Origin of the sequence: Pseudomonas sp. NMI760_13 (genome assembly GCF_021283245.1) — a bacterium.
GTDB classification, from domain to species: Bacteria; Pseudomonadota; Gammaproteobacteria; order Pseudomonadales; family Pseudomonadaceae; genus Aquipseudomonas; species Aquipseudomonas peradeniyensis.
On the sequence record NZ_JAJSRC010000009.1, the window covers coordinates 39,530 to 60,130 of the forward strand.

The following is a 20,601-nucleotide window of genomic DNA, read 5'->3' on the forward strand; positions in this document are numbered from 1 at the left end:
CTTTCACGGGATGGAATGGCTGGGGCGGAGATGGTATGCAGCCGGGGTGTGCGGGCCGGGAGCCGCGATTTTCGGGAGCACGTGGAATCCGGTGGACGTAGATGGAGCTATCCCCTGGGGATAGCTCGCGGGTGCATGGAGCGGCGAACAGTGGCCGACCCATGCCGGGTCACTTCCTACGCCGCGGCTCTTTTGGCGCAGCCGGTTCCTGGGCGGCCTGGGGCTTTGCCTCCGCATCCTGCGGCTTCGGGCTGAGGGTCACGGACTCGATGCGAAACGGCAGGATGCCGACGCTGCGCGCGTTGATCTGCCAGGTTTCGCGCGGCTGATCTTCGTTGTCCGTCCAGGGCTCGCGCTCCATGCGGCCGACGACCAGGATGCGCATGCCTTTCTGGTAGAGGCTTTTCCAGTGCGCGGCGTCGCGGTGCCAGATTTCCACGGGCGCCCAGAAGCCGCCGCGATCCTCGAAGTCGCCGCCTTTGGTGGGAACGGGGTTGTCGAAATACACGTTCAGCCGCAGCAAGCGCCGCGGCTCGTCGTTGCCGTTGGGGAACTCCCGGTATTCGGGCGGGGAGCCAATGTTGCCTTCGCCCCAAAAGTGCGTGCTCATGTTGCAATCTCCATGGTGGTTGAAATACCCGTGCCGCGTCGGCGTCGGGTGTGTGCTGGGGTGTCCGGTGCCATCACCGATCACGCATTCCAGGTGGGATGGACTTGAGCCGGCGCAGGTAGGCGTCTTCCGCCACAGCCGCCTTGCTGGCGCATTCCTGGGCCTGCCTGCCCAGGGTGTGCAACAGGCTGATCTGCATGTTCAGCGTGATGCGCTGAAGCTCGATCGCGTGCAGCTCGGCCAGTAAGTTGACCGGCGTGCCGGTGCTCGCCATCAATTCCTGCCACAGGGCTACGCCCATGGCTGAGCGGTCGTGCTTGCGCCAGCGCAAAAACGCCGTTCCTGCGCCAGTGGTTTGTTGGGCCAACTCCACGGGCAGCAGGTGGAAGGGATGCCCGACTGCCTGTTGCAGCACCTGCCGCTGAGCCAAGCCAATCAACTCGTCGCGCATGGCGAAGCACTGGCTGGCCCAGGCCTCAAGATCCCCCTTACCCTTAAAAGGCTTTAAAAGGCCTTTTAGAGAGGCCGCGTGTTCCAGCTTCACGAAGGCAGCCTGTTGCAGGCCCTGGAAGTAGCGGGGTTCGCGGTTCGGATCGCTCATGCCTGCTCGCCCTTGATCTCGCCGACGCCGACCTCGGGCACCGCGCCGGTGGCGGCCTCGTCGTTGGGGGCAGGCGCTGCAGCAGGACTCTCGACACGCTGTTGCAGGCCACGGCGCACGATGGGCGGCGCGAACTTCGAGCGGTGCGTGCCTTCCAGCACGTCCTGCGGCAGTTCGCCGAATTTCTCCAGCGCCGCCCGTGCTGCGGCGTTCTTTGACACGAAGTCGTCGCGCGTACAGCCCGAATAGCGGTATTGCTGGGCCAGCGAGAACAGGCTGCGCAGTGCATGGGCGCCCTCGTTGAGCCAGCGCTCCAAGGTGCTGCGGTCGATGAGCGCCGTGTGATGGGCGAGGATCAGTTTGCGGGCGATGTCGTCGTAGTCGGCCAGCAGATAGACGGCGGCAAAGCCGAGCTGCGCATTGACGAACAGCGGCAACTTGACGGGTTGCACGTTGAGGTTCTCGCCCAGGCTGAGTGCCGGCGGTACGCTTGCCAGCGCCTGATCCACCTGCTCGCGCAGCGCTTGCAGCGTGGTCTTGGTCTGGTCGAGCTTGACCTCGATGCGCAGCATCCACCAATCCGAGTACGGGTCGTCCTGCTCCGAACCGCGCCGCATCTTGTTCATTTGGGCGATGTAGCCGTTCAGGCCGACGATGCCCGGTCGCCCCTCGGCGGCGGCACGGCCATGCCAGATGCGCGAAGCGTGGTGGGTGTGAAGCGTCAGCGACATCGCGCTGCGCAGGGAGCCGAGATTCAGTTGCAGAGATTCATTGGTTGCCATGGTGTCCGCTCGTTGTGGGGAAAGGAGCGGTCAGCTTCGGCAGGAAGCGGAAGGCCGTCAGTCAACAAACCGAAACCTGCCAGACCCCGGTTCAGCGCGTGGTGGCCGCCTGCGGCGCGAGCTATCCCCAGGGGATAGCTCCAAGGAGCGCCAGCGAACGCTGCACGTCAGGATCAGGACGGACAAGGCCGATGCTGCGGCAGATGTTCGAGGCGAGGCCTGCGACTGCACGGCATCCGCCCCAACGGTGGAACTATCCCCAGGGGATAGCTCTACTGGCATCCATGGGCGTCCACTTCACCGCCTTGCCGGCCTGCTCACTTGCTGGCGAGCAGATTTCGCAGCCGCTCGATGTGCTGCCTGGCGACTTCTGGTGGCACCGGCTTACCCTGCGTTTGGGTCGGCGGTGCGGGTGGTGGCCGTTCGTTTGGTTGAGTGGGTGCCGGTGGCGGGTCTTTCTTTGCCCAGGCATTGAACTCACCGTGGATGGCCCGCTGGATGATGCCGAACAGATACCCTGCGGGATTGCGGATGCCGGGGTTGCTACAACGCGCGGCCCATTCGTCCAGCACGTCCTGCCTCAGCGAGGGATCAACTTGCTGCAATGCCACCTTGGCACCCGCCTGCTGTTCCGCCTTCAGTTGTGCAAAGCGCTTGGGCCATTGCAGATCGCCCAGCGCGCGCGCCTGCGCAGTAGTACGTATTTCATTAATACAACTACTACGTACTGTACGGGCCTGCTTCGGATTCCGAAGAGAGACGTCTGGCGCGGGTTTCAGCCCTGCTTCGGAATCCGTAGCGGGTCGTTCACGATTCCGAAGAAGGCTCGGAGCCCCTTCTTCGGAATCGTGAATGGCGTCTTCCTGTGGATAACTTTCGCAGGCCGTGGGGTTCTGGTTGGCGAGACGTTCGGCCATCACCTGCAACCGTGACGGGAGGGTGCGTCCGGCCAGTAATGGGTCTTCGCCGATTTCCTTGAGCGTGTGCAGGCCCACGATCTGCACGGCCTTGGCAGAATGGCCGAGCGCCTGGCTGACGAGTTGCAGGTAGTCCGGGTCGAGCTGCATGGCCTCGAACGGTGTCAGGGGTTCGTCGTGCAGCACGTACAGATTGCCGAGGATGCGGCCGGTCTTGGGGTCGCGCCGTCGCCGAACCAGGCTCAGCCAGCGGGTCAGGCGCATCAGTGTCAGCGCCCGTGCCACGGTTTCATGCGAGGCCTGGCCTGCGCAGGGCATGGACGCTAGCCAGGGGCGCAACTGCTCGTAGGTGGGAAATGCGGTCACGCCATCGTCGTTGAGCATCAGTCGGAACACTTGCCAGGCGTTTCGTTCCAGCGGCGTCAGGCGGCGGTCGAGGAACAACTTGCGTGGCACCGTCTCGTGCCGGTTGCCACTGAACAGGAAAGCATCGCCGGAGGTGGGCGTGGGCGACTGTGCAGGTGTAGACGCAGGTGCGCTGGGGGCGGGCTTGGGCGCAAGGTCTTTCAGCGCAGCATCGAACAGTTCTGCCAGTGCGATGGGGCCTTGGCGTAGGGCTCGTGGTGCGGTGTCGTCCACGGCCATGACTCACGCCAATCCCTGATCGACCCAGCTCTTGATCGAGGCCCAGACCACCGACAGAGGCAGCGACATTCCTTCGGCCAAGTCCATGGCGGCATCGAGGATGGAAGTGTCATCTTCGAGATCGACGGTTCTGCTGTTGGTCACGGCCTTCCATTGCCGCCACAGCTCCGTGTCCTGCTCCTCGTCCAGCACGGGGTGCCGGCCCTTGCGCTTGGGCAGACCGAGGATTTCACGGCGAAGCGCTACTTCCTGATGCGTCAAGCCATAGAACTTGCTGACCATCTCCGTGCTCGCGCCCAGCCTGAGCATGCGATCGACCGTGGCGATTTCCTTCTCCACGTCCTGCGCCTGCTGGAGCAGCCGCCGCAGCACTTCGCGGTTGACCGTCACTGAGCACCAGGAGACGTTGGCGTTGGCCAGCACGCTGATCAGCGCAGGATGCTTGAGGGCGTCCAGCTCTGCCTCGCCAAACCCCATCAGTTTGCAGCGGCGCAGTTGCCCATTGCGCAGGTCATAGAGGGCCTGGGCGATGACAGCCTGGTTGAGCGGGTGTGCTGTGGACATGCTGGCCTCCCTCGCTTAGGTTCCAGAGTCCGCAGCGCCGGCTTCGAGATCGAGCAGGCGGCGGGCCAGTCGCAGCAGGCGGAACAGCTTGACCAGCGCGGTGTCGCTCAATCGTCGGGTTACGTCGCCCTGGCCGTGCAGCAGCGCCGGCAGGTCGATGACGAGTTGCCCGTTGTCCAGACCGACGTCGGCGGGCTGCTGACCGGCCAGGCAAGCCAACAGCGCATGGACGGCACGGCCCTTTGGCGCCAGGCTTGAGGTATGGGCACGGCAGGCGAAGCCGATGCCTTCTGGACGGTCATCGATGCACTCGCCCAGGTGTGCCTCGCCCGCAATCTCGCGGGCAAACTGCGCGACGTGGATGCGCAGGTGCTCGGGTGTGTCCAGGCCGGGGGCGATGTACCAGACATCCGAGATCGGATAGAGCCCACCAGCCTGCACCGGGATGGACTGCAAGACATTCGCCGAGAAGTCGTGCGGCAGTGCATCGCCCAACTGGTCGGCGACCATGCGCTGGATGGACTCAAGCCGTTCCGTTGTCGGCGCCGGCGAGACGATGTGCTCCTGAAGCCGGTCGCCATCTGTCGCCGGGCTGACCGCGTCCGAATGACTGGCTTCCGCGTCGCTCTCGCCCGTCGAGGGAGTTGCCGTCGGCCTCGCAGCAGGTGGCGCAGTATCGGCAGGTGGGCGCGCAATGGCCTCTGGCTCTGGCAGGGCAGGCGGCGTCGAGGGCGGCGTCGGCTCGCTGACCAAGGCGCGCTGGCGGCTCTCGGATTCGGTCATGTCCAGAGCGAGCACGTCGTAATCAACACCCAGCAATTCGGTCATCTGGCCGATCAGCTCGTCCTGTATGCGCTGCGCAGAGAACTCGTCGGCCTGGACATCGAATTGCGACAGCACTTCCTGAAAGAACTCGTCGAAGTCCTGAACCAGTGAGCGGCCTTTGGCGTAATGCGCCCAGGTGCGCTCGCAGGCCTTGCGCATGACCGACAACCGCTCGACCTGGTGACGCCCCAGGCCGGCGTAGAGCACGGTCGGGATTGCGGGCAGCAGGTAGCGTACTGCGTCGGCCATCCGGCTGATGTGCGACTGCTGCACGGGGTATCCGTCGGCGGCCAGGCGGCGGGCCAGCTCGGACTGGCTCAGGGTGGAGCCGCTTTCCAGTTCGTAGAATTCGCGCGCTTTCTCGACGCCCAAAGCCCGCTCGATGAAGGTGAGGCCACCGCGCAGTTCGTTTTCCGCAAGATGCCCGGTGAGCGCGACGATCTCGCCACGCTCGGGCCACGGGCGGAACAGGCATGAGACCCGAAAAAATCGTTCGTCCTTGGTCTCCGACCAGAGTTCGCGCAGGATTGCCAGTCGCGTGTTGCCGCCATTACGGATGATGTAGTGATCGTCGCCGGGCCGCCGGGTGATGGCCGGAGCCGCGTCCAGACCACGCTCGCGGATGGATGCCTTGATTTCCTCGTACACCGGATTGCGCTTCTTGCGCGGGTCGTGGTCGTAGGGGCGCAATTGGTCGAGCGTCACGACCATGGGCGTGTCGGCGATCGGGTCGCTCAAGGTCGTTGCTGACGGGCCGCTGCGCTCGAACCCGGACGCAAGCAGTTTGCCGGCCATCTGCTGGGAAGTGATCTCAGTCATGGCCGCCCCCCTGCGCTTGGGATCGGGTCTCGCGCTCGGCGCGACGGATCTGCGCACGGGCGTTGAGGGCTGCCCGGTGATCGCTGGCCGTCGAACTGGTGTAGATCGCGGCGCAGCCTGACTTGGTGAACTTGAGGTGACCGCCCGCCGTGCGCTTGACGTGCCAGCCTTCGCCCACGGCGAACTCGATCAGGGCGCGCAGCCGGCTGTGACCTCGGGCCAGTTCATGTGCGTTGGCCATGGGGCCTCCTGGTATCAAGAGGCTGTGGCGGACGGCCGGACACTGCGGCAAATCGATCCTGCCACTGCGGGAGCAATTCGCCGGCAAGATCGCGCATGGTGGCGAGCGCGGCGGGAGCGACTCTGCCCACTGGCTGGCGGTACTCGACCCGATGCACCGGCAGGCCGCGCGTAGCAGCACGCGGATAAGCCTCAATGGCCGGCACGTCGGTAGCCAACACACGGATGTCAGCATGGTCCTGGAACAGATCGCGCAGCGCCTGCTGGATCAGGCGGGCGTTGGCGGACACCGGATGGACGCGGTTGATGAGCAGATGCAGCGGCGGCGGCGCGATGCCCAGCTGCCGGTACGGTGCAATGTCCTCCAGCAACTGCATGGTGCCGCGCCGCAGCTCGCGGGCGGCGAGAATTTCCGGGGTCACGGGTGACAGTGCGAGGTCGGAGGCCAGCACCGCCATCTCCAGCAGCACCGAGCGCGCGCCCTGGGTGTCGATCAGCACCAGGTCGTAGAGGGGATTGAGCGCCGGAAGCAGATGCCGCAGCCGCAAGCGCCCGTCCGGCGCGTGCAGCAGCAAAGTGTTCAGTTCGCCTCGGTGGTCGTTGGAGAGCACCAAGTCCAGGCCCGCGATGATCGTGCGGGACACAAGCTGGTCGAGGTCGCGCTCGTTGAAGGCCAGCAATTCATAGATACCGCCCGGCGCGCGGTGAGCCAGCTCATAGTATGAGGACAAGGTGGGCTGCACATCGAGGTCGAGCAGCAGCACGCGCAGTCCGGCGTCCGCAGCGAGACCGCCGAGGTTCGCAGCGGTGGTAGTCTTGCCGACCCCACCTTTGGTTGAAATGATGGATACGACCTGCATGGCGTTCTCCGTGTCAAGATGAAAAGTCCGCGGGAGAACGGGTCAGGCCCGGTTGTTGACGCGCTCGTCGATCCACTGATCGATTTCGATGGAGTCCCAGCCCACGGCGCGCACGCCCAGACGCAGGGCCTGCGGGAACTGGCGTTTCTTCATCAGGTTGTAGATGTGGGCGCGCTTGAAACCTGATTTCGCTTCGACTTCTTCCAAGCGCAGGATGCGGCGCTCGTTTGGCTGCAGTACAGATGTTTGCGACATGGCAGTCACTCCTGAACGCTCAGCGGCGTTTGTTGGCGTGACCTCTATTCAATAGACACGGCTGCGAAAAGACATTGCAAATGCAATCTCCGCGACTGCACATACAAGCTGGCAAATCTCAGCGGGAGGCGCTACGCAGCCGGCGCCTGGCGGTGGCAAACTTACCGTTCAATGTCCGCTCCGCGATGCCCATGGCGCCGCTGTGATGGGCGACCAGCGCGCTGACCACGGCCTCCTGCGTCTTGAAGCTGGAGTACGGCGTGCCCGATGGCGACTGGCCGAGCATCAGCTCCAACAGGCCGCCAACGATGTTCAGGTAGGTGGCCTCGGCTCGATCACTGATCGGACACTGCGCGCATGCCGGAATCACCGTGGGCTGCTTGAGCAGCGCGTCATGCTTGTCCTGCAACTCGCGAAGCTGACGTTTGGTCTGTTCCAGGACGGATTTCAAAGCCTGGCGTTCGACCAGCATGGCTTGCCCTGTTTCCAGAGAGATGAAGGGATGGGTGATGCGCTCGCTGCGGGAGAAGAGAAAGCCGGGCCGCTGCTCGGGGTAGTGCTGGCGCATCCAGCACTTCAGATCGACATGGCGCACCGTCAGATCAGGCGATTCGATCAACGTGGTGTCGCGCGTCGTGATGCCGTGCTGCCCGAAGGGCAGTTCCCCGTTGAGGATGCCGTCATAGATGCGGTCGGTGTACAGCCGCAGTTCGCCCAAACGTGGGCAGTCCAGCGACTGCGGCAGATTCATCGGCGACGAGACCGAAGCCAGAATCACCTGCTCGTATCGCAGCAGTCCGGCCCAGCGGATGGACGCTTCGAGCGGGCGGTAGAACACCTTTGATGTTGGTGCATCATTTTTGTTCTCGTGCATGCTCCGTCTCCTTCCAGGAGAAGAACTACAGGGCCGACTGCTTTTGCAGCCGTCCCCATGGTCGGCCTGTTGTCCGCGCAAGACGCGAGTGATGACGCCCGCTTTTGATTACTTCTGATCAGTTCGCGCAACGAGTAGGCGTTGTGTGCTCGATGTACAAAAATCCATTGAGCACAAGAAAAGCGAGCGTCCGTCGCGGCTCGACAGTGACGCTTGCGCTATCAGGATCGTGAGAAGTGGCGGTTCACGCAAAACCGTATCGGTATGGTCTGATACGGCAGCGGTTTGAAAAAGCTGCGAGCGGTCGGAATCTATTGATCGGGGCTTGGGATTGGCTGCGGAAATCCGCTGGCGTCATATCCGATCAGGATACTGATATAGCGAGATAGCATCACAGAGAAGTCGCCTATGGTGACTGCCAAGCGCAGATTCGACGCTAAACACTGCCTGCCAATACTTGGAAATCGCGAGTTGGCGGGTGGTCATGCAACGATCGACCTATTGGTTCCCTGCTTGGACCTTGACCGGACGGGCTGCCGTCCGGCCTCAGCTCAACGGGCGACCAGATCTTCGGGCGTATCAACCAACATTGCCGTTTTTACCAGGCGCTCTACAGTCTGCCTGGCCAGCACCGGAGATACTTCCGATTGCTCTGCAAGCTCATCGGTTTCTATGGCATGTGCGGCGACCAGTCGAGCTGCAAGATGCAGGTTGGTCGGATCGACTGCCTCGATGACTGGACACTTGCCCAGGGCATCGTATGGCCGCAGCAGTGCGTGATAGATGTGCCAGGTGTCGATGCCGCGCGGCACCAGCTTCAGGACAGCCTGAATCAGCTTGCGTTTGATGGGGTCGAGTTGCCAGTCCGGGACGCGCTGTCCACGGTGACCCAGATGGATCGACAGGAGATTGCCAGCCTGAATCTCGTAAGTGATCCAGCGGCGGGACTTGCCAACCAGCTTGGCGTAGTCGGCCACCGACAGGTTGTGGGATGCCTCGAACATCTCCAGCAATTGCAAGCGCTCGCGCTGCACCTCTGACAGCGTGGGTCGCGCGTACTCGGGCAGATGCACCGCCGAAAGTCGATAGACGGAAGCTGGAACCGCTGGCGCATCCGGTGCAGGCGCAACGATCAACTGAGGGGCGTTTGGATTCAGGGCGGGCGGCTGCGCTGCCGCCTGTCCGGCAATCGTGGGCAGACCCTGCAGCGTGATGGTCAGGTGCGTGCTGGCAACTTCGAGCTGATTCTGCTCGAACAAGTCCAGGCGGTCGGCCCAGTCTTGCATCATGACGCGGCGCTGCTCGACGTACTCGGCGTGGTTGTAGGTCGCGCTGATCCGATCCGGATCGGCATGCGAGAGTTGGGCGTCTACCCACTTGGGCGGATAGCCCAATTCATTGAGCGCGGTCGATACGGTGGCGCGAACGCCGTGCCCAGTGAGCTGATCTTCATAGCCCATGCGCTTGAGCGCGCCATTGAGCGTGTTCTCGCTGAGAGGTTTTTTCAGGCACCAATCACCGGGGATGAGATAGACCTGCGCTGGCTTCAGATTTCCCAGCAGATGACGAACGACTTCTTGTGCCTGCAACGACAGTGGCACGATGTACGGCGGGATGTCGGCGAAACGCTGGCGCTTCTTCTTGGTGAGCTGCTTGCGTTGCTTGAGCCTGACAACCGGGATGATCCACAGACCGCGCTCCAGATCGAACTGATCGGGCGTGGCGTAGCGCAATTCACCGGTGCGCACGCCCGTGAGCAGCAGCAGACGTAGACCCAGTTGCGTATTCAGGCGGCCGCTGTACTTGCGCAACGTCTGCAGCATGGCCGGCAGTTCGGGCATGCGCAAAAAGGGGTTGTTCTCCACCGGCGGCAGCGGCATCGCCACCACATCCAAATCCTTGGCCGGGTTGTCGCCCATGTTGGGCACCACCACCGAGGCGTAGGTGAATAGCTGGCTGAACCAGGTGCGCAGCTTCTCGGCGACCGACAGCGAGCCACGTTTTTCCACTCTGCCGATGATGTCCAGCAGGTGGGCGCGAGTGACGTCGTAGACGGTCAGGTGGCGCAATACGGGAAACACATCCTTGGCGAAGACGCGCCCGATCTGTTTGGGCGTGCTCTGGCGGCCCTCATTTTCCAGAGAGAGGCTGCGGTGGGCCAGCCATTTGTCGTAGATGGCCTGGAAGGTGTGCTCGCCCGCCAGGACAATCACGTGGCGTTTGCGCTTGCGTTCCGAATGCGGGTTGATGTCCTTGGCCAGCATGGCCCGGGCCTCGTCGCGCAGATGACGGGCATCTTTCAGGGAAAGCGCGGGATAGCCGCCGAAGGACATGCGCTCGCGCTTGCCGCCCCAAGTGAAGCGGAAGTGCCAGGCCTTGAAGCCGGTGGCTGAGATATGGAAGTAGAGACCGTCGAAATCGACAAGCGAATACGCCTTGCCGGTCACCTTGGCCTGTCGAACCTGGAGGTCTGAAAGCATGAGCCCAACTCCTGCGAAACGAGTTGGATGCCATGTTCCCGACGGAACCCCGGCTCCTCCAGCAACAATACGGTTTTGGGAACCTCCGCATTGCCAATGTACCACTCAACGTACCAGTTGGAACCGGCTGTGAGTGGATTTCGCTGGATGTCAGTGGATCGATATTGGGTGAAAATCCTCAATCCTGACAATGACTTACGACGTTCCCTGGCGTTCGGCGGAAGACCCTGGAAAGTCGAAGTGGAGCGGGTAGAGGGAATCGAACCCTCCTCAATAGCTTGGGAAGCTATAGTTTTACCAATAAACTATACCCGCTTCGAAGCACGACTTTTTACCAGAACCCTCCCCGAATGAGAAGCCCAAGGCTGTAAAAAAAGCCTGTCGGCGACCCGTAGCCTGCGGGTATCGAGGGCTACAGGGCGCCGATGCGCTCAGATGGCCAGTGCATGCTGCCCCGTTTCCTGTGAGTAGCGGTGGCGGGATTCGCGCAGAGCCGGCTTGAGGAAACCGAGCATCGCACTGCGGGTATCCTCGCAGGCGGTCTTGTGCTCCATGTCGAGGAAGTGGCCGGCGCCCTGGATCACGCTGAACTGGCTGCGCCCGACATGGCGGCTGAACTGGCGGGCATCCTCGACGGTGGTGTACTCGTCGCGGTCGCCGTTGATGAACAGCACCGGGATGTCGATGTTGCGCGCGGCCTTCAGCGCCCGTTCCAGGTCGTGGTCGAGCACCTGGTTGATGTGGAAGTGCATCTGCGCGTATTCGTGGCTGTCCAGGCTGCTGACGTGGCGGTAGTTGAAGCGCTTGAACAGCGACGGCAGGTACTTGCCGATGGTGTCGTTGACCAGGTTGCCCACCTGGTAGCGGTCGCAGGCGGCCAGGTACTGGCAACCGCGGTCCAGGTAGTCGCGCATCGGTTCGTTGATCACCGGCGAGAACGAACTGACGATGGCCTTCTTCACCAGCCGCGGCTGGTGCGCCAGCGCCAGCAGGGTGCAGGCACCGCCCCAGGAGAACGACAGGACATGGTCGGCACGGAAATGCTCGATCAGTTCGAGCAGGATGTGCGCCTCGGTCTCCTTGGTCAGCAGCCGCTCATGGCGGTTGTGCGGTTTGGACTTGCCGGCATACGGCTGGTCGTACAGCACCACGTTGAACTGCGGGTGCAGGCTGCGCACTGTCTGTGCAAAGGACGCCGTGGTAGCCAACGAGCCATTGATCAGGATGATCGTCTTTTCGGCGCCCTGCGCGCGATGGAACTCCGTGTAAACCCGGTACTGCCCTTGGATATCAAGTACAGCGATTTCTGGCCTCATGTCATCGACTCCTGGCGCAAAAAGGGTATTCGCGTCACCTGGTGGCGTGTGCGATCGGCAGGCGGGCTAGGCGCCGAATCGACCGGACAGGCCATTAGGGTGCACGTGCTTTATGACAGGTAGGCATTCGCCTGGAACGGAAACCGGTGGGCCCTTGTGTCGATCCTTGACGCGTGTAGTCGACGGTATTGTTGTGCGGGCGATTACCGTGCCCCAGGGCATCGAGACCCCGGGTGGCCGGTAAAGGGCGTCTTGGACTGCGGTTGTGACCGTTGAGTCACATGCAGACCGACGAGTTAGCAGTCAAGCAGGGAGGGCGGGATCGCGCAAGTGCCGTTGGAGCAATCTTTCGTGGGAAACCGCCGAATGGTGGATCGGCCGCATACACGCCCTGTAGGAGCGGCCTTGTGCCGCGAAAGGGCTGCGAAGCGGCCCAACGATCTCCGCGTCGAGGTAGAAATTGCCGGGGCCGCTGCGCGGCCCTTTCGCGGCACAAGGCCGCTCCTACAGGGGCATGCAAATCCGCTCAGACCGAGGCGATTTCCTCGGCGGTCAGCGTCCTGAACGCTCCTGGACGCAATATCGGGTCCAGTGTGATCGAACCCATGCTTTCCCGATGCAGCCCCACCACCTTGTTCTGGAAGTGCCCGAACATCCGCTTCACCTGGTGATAACGCCCCTCGACGATGACCAGGCGTGCGCTGCGCGGGCCGAGGATCTCCAGCTGGGCGGGCAGGGTGGTGAGGTCTTCGAAGGCGAAGTAGAACCCTTCGCGGAACCTGTCGACGTAATGTGCACCGATTTCGTCCTCGGTGTGCACCAGGTAGGTCTTGGGCTGCTTGGTCCGTGGCTGGGTCAGGCGCCGCGACCACTGGCCATCGTTGGTCAGGATCATCAGCCCGGTGGTGTTGTAGTCCAGGCGCCCGGCGATGTGCAGGTCATCGCGCAGCTCTGCCGGCAACAGGTCGAGCACGGTACGGTGCTGCGGGTCCTGGGTGGCGCTGACGCAACCGGTGGGCTTGTGCAGCATCAGGTAGCGTGCCGGACGACCGGCCTGGAGCACCTGCTCATCGACCTCGACGCGGCTGAATTCACGCACCTCCAGCAACGGGTCGGCGGTCGGCTGGCCATCCACGCGCACGCGCCGCTGTGCCAGCAGCAGGCGTACTTGCTGGCGGTTGTAGCAGGGCAGGTTGCCGAGGAATCGGTCGAGGCGCATGGGGCGGGTCGCTTGCGGGAAATCGGCGCGCAGTCTAGCGGATCGTGTGCACTGGCGCTGCCTTGAGTTGCCCATCGACCTGCGCGCAGCGCGGGCACAGGCAAGCCTTGTCGCGCAGTTCGGTGGGCAAGGCCTCGATCACTGTTGGGTCGATGGCCACTTCGAAGCACCAGCAGCCTTGCGTGGCGTTGCGCGGGTCGGCCAGGCCGCACCGGTTGAGGGCGCCGCAGGCGGGGCAGTGTCGAGGATCAGGCATGGTCGGTTCCGGGCATTTCGCTGCAGACACGGTTGCGTCCGCCTTGCTTGGCACGATAGAGCGCGTGGTCGGCGCGGGTCAGCAGGCTGTGCAAGCTGTCGTCGCGCTGCAGGGCGGACAGGCCGATGCTCACGGTCAGGCGTATTGGCTGGTCGGCATGGCTGAAGGTCAGTTGCTCGGTGCGCCGGCGGATCTTTTCCGCCACCTCGATGGCCTGGCGACCTTCGGCTTCGCGCAGCAGCACGATGAACTCCTCGCCGCCCCAGCGGCACAGTATATCGGACTGGCGCAGGCTGCCCTGCAGCACATTGGCGAACTGGCGCAGCACTTCGTCGCCGGCCAGGTGGCCGTGGGTGTCGTTGAGGGTCTTGAAGTGGTCGAGGTCGATCAGCAGGGCGACCAGCGGCGCGTTGTCGCGCTGGGCTTCGATAAGGGCCTGGCCGGCCAGCAGGTCGAAGCTGCGGCGATTGGGCAGGCCGGTGAGGCTGTCGAGGGTGGCCAGCGCTTCGGCGTTGTCCTGGTGCCGCTTGACCATGGCATTGAGCAGCGACAGGACCACCAGGGTGATCATGGCGCAGATCGCCAGGTTCAGGTACAGCGACTGGCGGATGCGGTCCAGGGCGCCGGTTTCGCGCTTGTCCACCAACAGGTACCAGTCCAGTTCCGGCAGCAGGCGCACATTGAGGAAGTGACTGTGGCCGTCGTTGTCGGTGTACTCGTGGCTGCCGCTGGCCGGTGTCGGCATGCGTGCCAGCAGGTCCTGCCACTGGCTGCTGTCGGCCAGTTGCTGGCCAGCCCGCAGGCCATGGGGGCCGCCGTCGGAGCCGGTCAGCAGGACCTTGCCCTGGGCATCGGTGAACAGCACCGAGCGCTGGTAGCGCCGTTGGTAGTCGTCGATCAGGCGGACCACCGACTCCACGCTCAAGCCCACGCCGGCGGCGCCGATGAAGCGCTGCTGGTAGTCGAGCACCCGGTGGTTGATGAACACGGTGAGCTTGTCCTGGTTGGCCATGTCCAGGTCGACGTTGATCTCGTAGGGTTTGCTCGACTGGCGCAGGCGATAATACCAGGCGTCGCGCCAGGCGTCGGCCCGCACCTGCTTGAGCACGCCCTTGGCCTGGTAGTAGGTGAGGCTGCGGTCGGAGACGAAGAAGCTGGTGCAGGTGGCCTGGCTGCCCATCACGGCGCCCAGGTAGCGGGTGATGCGCCCGGTGTCCTGCTCGCCGGCCAGCACCCAGTCGCGCAGGAAGGTGTCCTGGGCCATCATCGAGGCGATCAGCACCGGGCGGATCAGGTCCTTCTGGATCTCCGAGTAGACGTTGTCGGAGGTCAGCGGCAGCTCGGTGTTGACGATGCCGTCGCGGATCGCCCCGCGCGAGGCGTAGTAGCCGAGCAGCGAAGTGGCCAGGAAGCCACCGGCCAGCAACAGCAGCAGGGCGAAGATCAGCGAGCGTTGCGAGAACAGGGTGGAAGGCGAGGGCATGATCGTCCCGTGAGGTGTGCCGGTGGCCACATTCTAGAGAGATGACCGAAAAATGACTGCATGTTTTTCGGCGTTACAGGACCTGTTTCAATTTGTTGCGAAAATGGCACTGAACCCGGTTGCCACGGTCTTATCCTGTGTCGACCAACAGCTTGTCGTCGACGCCCGCCAGCGTCGCTGTGCCGGGCATCCCTGCGGTCCAGGAGGCCGCCATGTACCCACGAATCCTGCTCGTCGTCCTGCTCGGACTGCTGACCTCCGCCTGCGCCCCCTATTACGAGAGCGGCGGCTATTACCGCAGCGACTACTACACCAGCGATCGCTACGTTTACCCAGGCTACTACCGCCAGGACCGCTACTACGTGGTGCCGCAGACCCGTTACTACTATCAGCCCGCGCCGCGTTACTACAGGCCGGCGCCGGTGCCGCAATACCGCCCTTATCCGGCGCCCGGCATGCAGCCGCGCTGGCAGGGGAATCCGCGTTACGACTACGGCAACCGCCAGCGCTACGACTACGGGCGGGATCGCGACCGCCACGACTACCGCAATGACGACCGCCGGGGCGATCGCTGGCACTCCAACGGGCAGGGCAACCGTGACCGTCGACCCGATGGGGGCCGGGGTGGCGAGCGGGGCTGGTCGCGGTGACAGGGCACTGACGTCATCCCAGTTCCGCCAACGGATGGCGCCCCTCCCAGGCCTTGCTGAAATGCGCCTCCACCACCGCCGCCGGCACCTGTGCCACATCCGGCCAGTGCCAGCGCGGGGTGTTGTCCTTGTCCAGCAACCTGGCCCGCACCCCTTCACTGAACTCCGGGTGACGGCAGCAGTTCAGGCTCAGGGTGTATTCCATCTGGAACACCTGGGCCAGTGACAGGTGCCGCGCTCGACGGATCTGTTCCCACACCAGGTGCGCCGTCAGCGGGCAGCCCTCGTGCAGACGCTGGCCCGCCGCCGCCAGCAAGGGATCGGTATGGGTGGCCAGGCCGGCCAGGGCCCGCCAGGCCGCCACCGGGTCGGCCACATCGAGCACTTCGTCGATCACGGCGCGGCGTGCCAGCCACTGGCCTTGCGGCAGTTCGGCGCAAGCGCGGTGCTGCTCGGCCTTGAGCAGGCTGTTGAGCTGCAGGGCGGTCTGCTCCTGCCAGTTCAATTGCAGCAGTTCCTCGATCAGCGCCTCCTGCTGATGCTCGCCCAGGAAACGATCGGCCAGGTCCAGGTCCAGCGCGTCGCGGGCGTTGAGCGGGGCCCCGGTCAGCCCCAGGAACAGGCCGAGCTTGCCCGGCAGGCGGGCGAGGAACCAGCTGGCGCCGACATCCGGGTACAGGCCGATGCTGATTTCCGGCATGGCCAGGCGGCTGCTGGGGGTGACGATACGTACCGCGGCGCCCTGCAGCAGGCCCATGCCGCCGCCCAGCACATGGCCATGGCCCCAGCACAACAAGGGTTTGGGGTAGGTGTGCAGGCGATGGTCGAGGCGATATTCGCTGGCGAAGAAGGTAGCGGCCAGCGGCGGTACGCTACCGGGGTGTTCGCGGCAGGCCTCGACCAGGGCGCGGACATCGCCACCGGCACAGAAGGCCTTCGGCCCGTTGCCGCGCAGCAGCACGCAGACGATCCCGGGGTCGCTGGCCCAGGCGCGCAGCCGCTCGTCGAGCACTTCGATCATGGGCAGCGTCAGGGCGTTGAGCGCCTTGGGCGCATCCAGGGTGGCGATGCCGATACGGGCGCCGTCGACGCCGGTCAGTACCTCGCATTGAATGGACATGGACTACCTCGTGCAGGTCATCCCCTCAGTATGGCCTGCCGCGGCGAAGCTGCCGGTCGTCGGTCGGATCGATTGACAAGCCGCCCCGGCTTTCCTAGTGTCGCGGCACTTTGCTTTTGGATGCCCCCATGACCGACGACGATCGCATCAAACTCGAACCCAGCTGGAAGGCCGCGCTGCGCGTCGAGTTCGACCAGCCCTACATGCATCAGCTGCGCGAGTTCCTGCGTACGGAATACGCCGCCGGCAAGGAGATCTACCCGCCCGGGCCGCTGATCTTCAACGCCCTGAATTCCACGCCGCTGGAGCAGGTCAAGGTGGTCATCCTCGGCCAGGACCCGTATCACGGCCCCGGCCAGGCCCATGGCCTGTGTTTCTCGGTGCAGCCGGGCATCCCCACGCCGCCGTCGCTGGTCAATATCTACAAGGAGCTGCAGCGCGATCTGAACCTGCCGATTCCCGCGCATGGCTACCTGCAGAGCTGGGCCGAGCAGGGCGTGCTGCTGCTCAACACCACCATGACCGTGGAGCGCGCCAATGCCGCGTCCCACGCGAAGAAAGGCTGGGAGTTCTTTACCGACCGGATCATCCAGGTGGTCAGCGAGCAGTGCCCGAACGTGGTGTTCCTGCTGTGGGGTGCCCATGCCCAGAGCAAGCAGAAGCTGATCGATGCCAGCAAGCACCTGGTGCTCAAGTCGGTGCATCCATCGCCATTGTCGGCTTACCGTGGGTTCTTTGGCTGCGGGCATTTCAGCCGTACCAACAGCTTCCTGGAACAACGCGGGATGGCGCCGATCGATTGGGCGTTGCCGCCGCTGTGATTGGCTGAGGGCCTCTTCGCGGGTAAACCCGCTCCCACAGAAAATGTGCTGCCTTTCAGGGGCTGCGCAGTACCTGTGGGAGCGGGTTTACCCGCGAAGAAGCCAGCACATCTCTACTGGCTGGCATTCCAGCGCCGGAACAACGGCTCGGCCAGGAACAGCACGAACAACAGCCGCATCACCTGCAGCGCCGTCACCAGCGGCACGGACAGTTGCAGGGTCTCCGCCGTCAGGCTCATCTCGGCGATGCCCCCGGGCATCATCCCCAGCGTCAGCGAGCGCAGGTCCAGGTGCGTCAGCAGGCTCAACGCCCAGGCCGCGCCCGCCGCGATCAGCATGCACAGCGCCGTGGCCAGCAAGGTCCGGCCAAGGAACGACGGCGCCCGGCGGAAGAATGCGCGATTGAAATGACAGGCCAGGCCGCTGCCGATCAGCCACTGGCCGATCTGGCTGGCGCCGTTGGGCAGGCCGATTTGCAGGTTGCCCGCCAGGCTCACGCTGGCTGCCACCAGCAACGGCCCGAACAACCAGGGGTTGGGTTGGCGCAGGCGCTGCCAGAGCAGCGCCACCAGCACCCCCAGCGGCGCGATCAGCGCCAGCCAGCCCCAGCTCACGCTGCCGGCATGGTTCAGCGGCACGCCATCGCCGAGCAAGAACTTGAACAGCGCCGGCACGCACAGCACCACCGCCAGCACCCGCAGGCTCTGCGCCGCGGCCACCTGGCTGAGCACCGCGCCGTTGCGCGCGCCGAGGTTGACCATCTCGCCCGAACCGCCCGGCATGCTGGCGAAGAATGCCGTGGCGCGGTCTTCACCGGTACGCCGCAGCAGCCACACGCTGATCACGCTGGAGAGGGTGGTGAACAACGCGCCGAAGAAGATCAGCGCGAAGTGGCTGGCCACCTGCTCGATCACCGCCGGGGTGAAGTGCAGGCCGATGCCGATGCCGATGATCCATTGCCCGCATTTGCGGCCATTGGGGATTTCGCTGAGCTGCCAGGGGCTCAGGCAGCGCACCAGGATGATCGTCAGCAACGAGCCGACCATCCACGGCAAGGGCCAGCCGACCTTGCTGGCGAGAAATCCGCCGGCAAGACCGACCAGCCCGGTGGCCCAGAACAGTGGCAACGACCGATCAGGCATCGGCCATGGCCCGGCGCTGCAGGGCACGTTTGCGCCAGCTGCGCAGCAGCGGCAGGCTCAGCATGCACACCACCAGCACCCAGACGCCCATGCTGATCGGGCTCGACCAGAGGATGCCCAGTTCACCGTTGGAGATCGACAGCGCACGGCGCAGGTTCTGCTCCATCAGCCCGCCGAGGATGAAGCCCAGCAGGATCGGCGACAGCGGGAAGTCCAGCTTGCGCAGGATGTAGCCCATGATGCCGATGCCGACCATCAGGAACAGGTCGAAGGTGGTGGCATGCACTGCGTACACGCCGATCGCGGTAATGATCGCGATTATCGGCACCAGCGCCCAGTTCGGCACGGCGAGGATGCGGGTGAAGACACGGATCATCGGCACGTTGAGGATGATCAGCATCAGGTTGGCGATGAACAGCGAGGCGATCAGGCCCCAGACGATGTCTGGCTGTTGTTCGAACAGCAGCGGGCCGGGGGTGATGTTGTACAGGGTCAGCGCGCCGATCATCACCGCGGTGGTGCCGGAGCCTGGCACACCTAGGGTCAGCATCGGCACCAGGGCGCCGCAGCAGGAGGCGCCGATGGCGGTTTCCGGCGCGGCCAGGCCACGGGCGTCGCCCTTGCCGAACTTGCCTTTGTCGCCGGCGATGCGTTTTTCGGTCATGTAGGCCACGGCACTGGCCAGGGTCGCGCCGGCACCCGGCAACACGCCCATGAAGAAGCCCAGCAGGCCGCAACGGATGTTGACGAAGAACACCGAGGCCGCTTCCTTGAGGTTGAACAGCATGCGCCCGGTGGCCTTGACCGCCACGTGACCGTGGTGGGTCTTTTCCAGCAGCAGGAGGATTTCGCTGATGGAGAACAGGCCCAGCACCAGCACCACGAACTGGATGCCGTCGGCCAGGTGCACGCTGTCGCCGGTGAAGCGGTACACGCCGCTGTTGGCGTCGATGCCCACCGCCGAGAGGAACAGGCCGATCAGCGCGGCAATGAAGGTCTTCAGTGGCTTGTCGCCGGCCATGCCGCCGAGGGCGACGATGGCGAACACCATCAGCACGAAGTACTCCGCCGGTCCGAAGGCGATCGCCCATTTCGCCAGCAGCGGGGCGAACAGCACCATGCCGCAGGTGGCGATGAAGGCGCCGATGAACGAACTCCAGGCCGACAGCGACAGGGCCACGCCGGCCAGGCCCTGGCGGGCCATGGGGTAACCGTCCAGGGTGGTCATCACGGTGGAGGCCTCCCCGGGGATGTTCAGCAGGATCGAACTGATCCGCCCGCCGTATTCGCAGCCCAGGTACACCGCGGCCAGCAGGATCAGCGCCGACTCCGGCGGCAGGCCGAGGGCGAAGGCGATGGGGATCAGCAGGGCCACGCCGTTGATCGGGCCCAGGCCCGGCAGCAGGCCGACCACGGTGCCGATCAGGGTGCCGGTCAGGGCGGTGACCAGGTTGTACGGGCTCAGGGCGACGCCGAAGCCCTGGCCCAGGTAGCTCAAGGTATCCATGTGTCAGTTCTCCAGTACGTCGAGCAGGCCGAGGGGCAGGGGCACGTCCATCACGCGGTCGAACAGCCAGTAGAGGAACAGGCTCATGCCCACCACCACCAGGGCACTGTGCAGCCAGCGGCCACCGTACAGGCGGGCCATGGGCACGCCGACCAGGATGGCGCTGAGGATGAAGCCCAGGGTTTCGAAGGTGCTGGCGAAGACGAGCAGCAGGCCGACGCAGGCGGCGATCTTGATCAGGGTCTCGCGGTCCAGTTCCGGTTCGTCGTCCTTGCGCACGATGGGTGTGGGGCGGATCGCCAGGTACAGCAGGCCCAGGCCCATCAGGCCGAGCATCAGCAGCGGGTAGGCGCGCGGGCCTACCGGTTCATAGGAGAAGGCGGCCTGGTAGGGCCAGGCCATCACGGCCAGCACGGCGCACAGCGCCAGCAGGGCCAGGGCGAAGAGGCGTTGCAGGATCATGGAGGAATCCTCGGTAATGTTCGACACGGCGCGGCCCTCTGTAGGAGCGGCCTTGTGCCGCGAAAGGGCCGCGAAGCGGCCCCAGGATTTCAGCTTCGCAGCTTGAATTGCCGGGGCTGCTGTCCAGCCCTTTCGCGGCACAAGGCCGCTCCT

General features: G+C 64.3%; 21 protein-coding genes and 1 tRNA gene. 2 read left to right on the forward strand and 20 right to left on the reverse strand.

Going from position 1 to position 20,601, the window contains the following annotated elements; translation table 11 throughout:
* Positions 1 to 169: 169 nt before the first annotated feature.
* From LU671_RS11940 to LU671_RS12015, 16 genes are all read right to left on the reverse strand, one after another.
* A complete protein-coding gene (locus tag LU671_RS11940) occupies positions 170 to 610 on the reverse strand; it encodes a single-stranded DNA-binding protein (protein ID WP_003158612.1) in 441 nt (146 codons plus the stop codon).
* Between the two features lie 73 nt (positions 611 to 683).
* On the reverse strand, positions 684 to 1,211 hold the full coding sequence (locus tag LU671_RS11945) for a DUF3158 family protein (protein WP_003158611.1): 528 nt from the start codon (positions 1,209 to 1,211) through the stop codon (positions 684 to 686).
* On the reverse strand, positions 1,208 to 1,993 hold the full coding sequence (locus LU671_RS11950; RefSeq protein ID WP_003158610.1) for a PFL_4669 family integrating conjugative element protein: 786 nt from the start codon (positions 1,991 to 1,993) through the stop codon (positions 1,208 to 1,210). Before LU671_RS11950 ends, LU671_RS11945 begins: the two co-directional genes overlap by 4 nt.
* Before the next feature lie 317 nt (positions 1,994 to 2,310).
* A complete protein-coding gene (locus LU671_RS11955; protein WP_003158609.1) occupies positions 2,311 to 3,555 on the reverse strand; it encodes an STY4528 family pathogenicity island replication protein in 1,245 nt (414 codons plus the stop codon).
* 3 nt (positions 3,556 to 3,558) lie between these two features.
* Positions 3,559 to 4,119 (reverse strand): DUF2857 domain-containing protein, encoded by a 561-nt coding sequence (locus tag LU671_RS11960; protein ID WP_003158608.1) that lies wholly within the window; start codon positions 4,117 to 4,119, stop codon positions 3,559 to 3,561.
* A 15-nt stretch (positions 4,120 to 4,134) separates the two neighbouring features.
* Positions 4,135 to 5,763, reverse strand: coding sequence for a ParB family protein (locus LU671_RS11965; protein ID WP_003158607.1), 1,629 nt, complete (start codon positions 5,761 to 5,763; stop codon positions 4,135 to 4,137).
* Entirely contained in the window at positions 5,756 to 6,004 is a 249-nt protein-coding gene (locus tag LU671_RS11970) for a hypothetical protein (RefSeq protein ID WP_003158606.1), read from the reverse strand. Before LU671_RS11970 ends, LU671_RS11965 begins: the two co-directional genes overlap by 8 nt.
* A complete protein-coding gene (locus tag LU671_RS11975; protein ID WP_003158605.1) occupies positions 5,988 to 6,863 on the reverse strand; it encodes a ParA family protein in 876 nt (291 codons plus the stop codon). The genes LU671_RS11970 and LU671_RS11975 overlap by 17 nt, the downstream gene beginning before the upstream one ends.
* Positions 6,864 to 6,905: 42 nt before the next feature.
* Positions 6,906 to 7,118, reverse strand: coding sequence for an AlpA family transcriptional regulator (locus LU671_RS11980; protein ID WP_003158604.1), 213 nt, complete (start codon positions 7,116 to 7,118; stop codon positions 6,906 to 6,908).
* Between the two features lie 118 nt (positions 7,119 to 7,236).
* Positions 7,237 to 7,992, reverse strand: coding sequence for a hypothetical protein (locus LU671_RS11985; RefSeq protein ID WP_003158603.1), 756 nt, complete (start codon positions 7,990 to 7,992; stop codon positions 7,237 to 7,239).
* A gap of 551 nt (positions 7,993 to 8,543) precedes the next feature.
* A complete protein-coding gene (locus tag LU671_RS11990) occupies positions 8,544 to 10,472 on the reverse strand; it encodes a tyrosine-type recombinase/integrase (RefSeq protein ID WP_003158602.1) in 1,929 nt (642 codons plus the stop codon).
* A gap of 241 nt (positions 10,473 to 10,713) precedes the next feature.
* Positions 10,714 to 10,787 (reverse strand) — tRNA-Gly (locus tag LU671_RS11995).
* A gap of 116 nt (positions 10,788 to 10,903) precedes the next feature.
* Complete coding sequence (locus tag LU671_RS12000) at positions 10,904 to 11,788, reverse strand: alpha/beta fold hydrolase (RefSeq protein ID WP_203647821.1); 885 nt, start codon at positions 11,786 to 11,788, stop codon at positions 10,904 to 10,906.
* Between the two features lie 526 nt (positions 11,789 to 12,314).
* A complete protein-coding gene (locus LU671_RS12005; protein ID WP_232855763.1) occupies positions 12,315 to 13,007 on the reverse strand; it encodes a pseudouridine synthase in 693 nt (230 codons plus the stop codon).
* 34 nt (positions 13,008 to 13,041) lie between these two features.
* Entirely contained in the window at positions 13,042 to 13,263 is a 222-nt protein-coding gene (locus LU671_RS12010) for a cysteine-rich CWC family protein (protein WP_203647819.1), read from the reverse strand.
* Positions 13,256 to 14,746, reverse strand: coding sequence for a sensor domain-containing diguanylate cyclase (locus LU671_RS12015; protein ID WP_232855764.1), 1,491 nt, complete (start codon positions 14,744 to 14,746; stop codon positions 13,256 to 13,258). The genes LU671_RS12010 and LU671_RS12015 overlap by 8 nt, the downstream gene beginning before the upstream one ends.
* 212 nt (positions 14,747 to 14,958) lie before the next feature.
* Here LU671_RS12015 and LU671_RS12020 point away from each other — a divergent pair, with 212 nt between their 5' ends.
* On the forward strand, positions 14,959 to 15,396 hold the full coding sequence (locus LU671_RS12020) for a hypothetical protein (protein ID WP_232855765.1): 438 nt from the start codon (positions 14,959 to 14,961) through the stop codon (positions 15,394 to 15,396).
* A 13-nt stretch (positions 15,397 to 15,409) separates the two neighbouring features.
* Here the strand turns inward: LU671_RS12020 and LU671_RS12025 are convergent, their stop codons facing one another.
* Positions 15,410 to 16,516 carry an enoyl-CoA hydratase/isomerase family protein gene (locus tag LU671_RS12025; protein WP_203647817.1) on the reverse strand — a complete coding sequence of 369 codons (1,107 nt, stop codon included), beginning with the start codon at positions 16,514 to 16,516 and terminating at the stop codon, positions 15,410 to 15,412.
* Between the two features lie 128 nt (positions 16,517 to 16,644).
* On the opposite strand from LU671_RS12025, the gene ung reads away from it, so the two are divergent.
* Positions 16,645 to 17,337, forward strand: coding sequence for a uracil-DNA glycosylase (gene ung / locus LU671_RS12030; RefSeq protein ID WP_232855766.1), 693 nt, complete (start codon positions 16,645 to 16,647; stop codon positions 17,335 to 17,337).
* 113 nt (positions 17,338 to 17,450) lie between these two features.
* On the opposite strand, the gene LU671_RS12035 is transcribed toward ung, so the two are convergent.
* The 3 genes from LU671_RS12035 to LU671_RS12045 are packed head-to-tail and all read right to left on the reverse strand — an operon-like array spanning position 17,451 to position 20,448.
* Positions 17,451 to 18,479 carry an AbrB family transcriptional regulator gene (locus tag LU671_RS12035; protein WP_232855767.1) on the reverse strand — a complete coding sequence of 343 codons (1,029 nt, stop codon included), beginning with the start codon at positions 18,477 to 18,479 and terminating at the stop codon, positions 17,451 to 17,453.
* Entirely contained in the window at positions 18,472 to 19,986 is a 1,515-nt protein-coding gene (locus LU671_RS12040) for a tripartite tricarboxylate transporter permease (RefSeq protein WP_232855768.1), read from the reverse strand. The genes LU671_RS12035 and LU671_RS12040 overlap by 8 nt, the downstream gene beginning before the upstream one ends.
* A gap of 3 nt (positions 19,987 to 19,989) precedes the next feature.
* Positions 19,990 to 20,448 (reverse strand): tripartite tricarboxylate transporter TctB family protein, encoded by a 459-nt coding sequence (locus LU671_RS12045; RefSeq protein WP_203647814.1) that lies wholly within the window; start codon positions 20,446 to 20,448, stop codon positions 19,990 to 19,992.
* Positions 20,449 to 20,601 lie beyond the last annotated feature (153 nt).

Excerpts from the sequence above, each read along its gene's own strand:
- LU671_RS11945 (WP_003158611.1), bottom strand. The coding sequence starts at position 1,211 with ATGAGCGATCCGAACCGCGAACCCCGCTACTTCCAGGGCCTGCAACAG.
- LU671_RS11965 (WP_003158607.1), bottom strand. The coding sequence starts at position 5,763 with ATGACTGAGATCACTTCCCAGCAGATGGCCGGCAAACTGCTTGCGTCC.
- LU671_RS11950 (WP_003158610.1), bottom strand. The coding sequence starts at position 1,993 with ATGGCAACCAATGAATCTCTGCAACTGAATCTCGGCTCCCTGCGCAGC.
- LU671_RS11970 (WP_003158606.1), bottom strand. The coding sequence starts at position 6,004 with ATGGCCAACGCACATGAACTGGCCCGAGGTCACAGCCGGCTGCGCGCC.
- ung (WP_232855766.1), top strand. The coding sequence starts at position 16,645 with ATGACCGACGACGATCGCATCAAACTCGAACCCAGCTGGAAGGCCGCG.
- LU671_RS12025 (WP_203647817.1), bottom strand. The coding sequence starts at position 16,516 with ATGTCCATTCAATGCGAGGTACTGACCGGCGTCGACGGCGCCCGTATC.
- LU671_RS12040 (WP_232855768.1), bottom strand. The coding sequence starts at position 19,986 with ATGGATACCTTGAGCTACCTGGGCCAGGGCTTCGGCGTCGCCCTGAGC.
- LU671_RS11985 (WP_003158603.1), bottom strand. The coding sequence starts at position 7,992 with ATGCACGAGAACAAAAATGATGCACCAACATCAAAGGTGTTCTACCGC.
- LU671_RS12045 (WP_203647814.1), bottom strand. The coding sequence starts at position 20,448 with ATGATCCTGCAACGCCTCTTCGCCCTGGCCCTGCTGGCGCTGTGCGCC.
- LU671_RS11940 (WP_003158612.1), bottom strand. The coding sequence starts at position 610 with ATGAGCACGCACTTTTGGGGCGAAGGCAACATTGGCTCCCCGCCCGAA.
- LU671_RS11980 (WP_003158604.1), bottom strand. The coding sequence starts at position 7,118 with ATGTCGCAAACATCTGTACTGCAGCCAAACGAGCGCCGCATCCTGCGC.
- LU671_RS11990 (WP_003158602.1), bottom strand. The coding sequence starts at position 10,472 with ATGCTTTCAGACCTCCAGGTTCGACAGGCCAAGGTGACCGGCAAGGCG.
- LU671_RS12005 (WP_232855763.1), bottom strand. The coding sequence starts at position 13,007 with ATGCGCCTCGACCGATTCCTCGGCAACCTGCCCTGCTACAACCGCCAG.
- LU671_RS12035 (WP_232855767.1), bottom strand. The coding sequence starts at position 18,479 with ATGCCTGATCGGTCGTTGCCACTGTTCTGGGCCACCGGGCTGGTCGGT.
- LU671_RS12010 (WP_203647819.1), bottom strand. The coding sequence starts at position 13,263 with ATGCCTGATCCTCGACACTGCCCCGCCTGCGGCGCCCTCAACCGGTGC.
- LU671_RS11955 (WP_003158609.1), bottom strand. The coding sequence starts at position 3,555 with ATGGCCGTGGACGACACCGCACCACGAGCCCTACGCCAAGGCCCCATC.
- LU671_RS11975 (WP_003158605.1), bottom strand. The coding sequence starts at position 6,863 with ATGCAGGTCGTATCCATCATTTCAACCAAAGGTGGGGTCGGCAAGACT.
- LU671_RS12015 (WP_232855764.1), bottom strand. The coding sequence starts at position 14,746 with ATGCCCTCGCCTTCCACCCTGTTCTCGCAACGCTCGCTGATCTTCGCC.
- LU671_RS12000 (WP_203647821.1), bottom strand. The coding sequence starts at position 11,788 with ATGAGGCCAGAAATCGCTGTACTTGATATCCAAGGGCAGTACCGGGTT.
- LU671_RS12020 (WP_232855765.1), top strand. The coding sequence starts at position 14,959 with ATGTACCCACGAATCCTGCTCGTCGTCCTGCTCGGACTGCTGACCTCC.
- LU671_RS11960 (WP_003158608.1), bottom strand. The coding sequence starts at position 4,119 with ATGTCCACAGCACACCCGCTCAACCAGGCTGTCATCGCCCAGGCCCTC.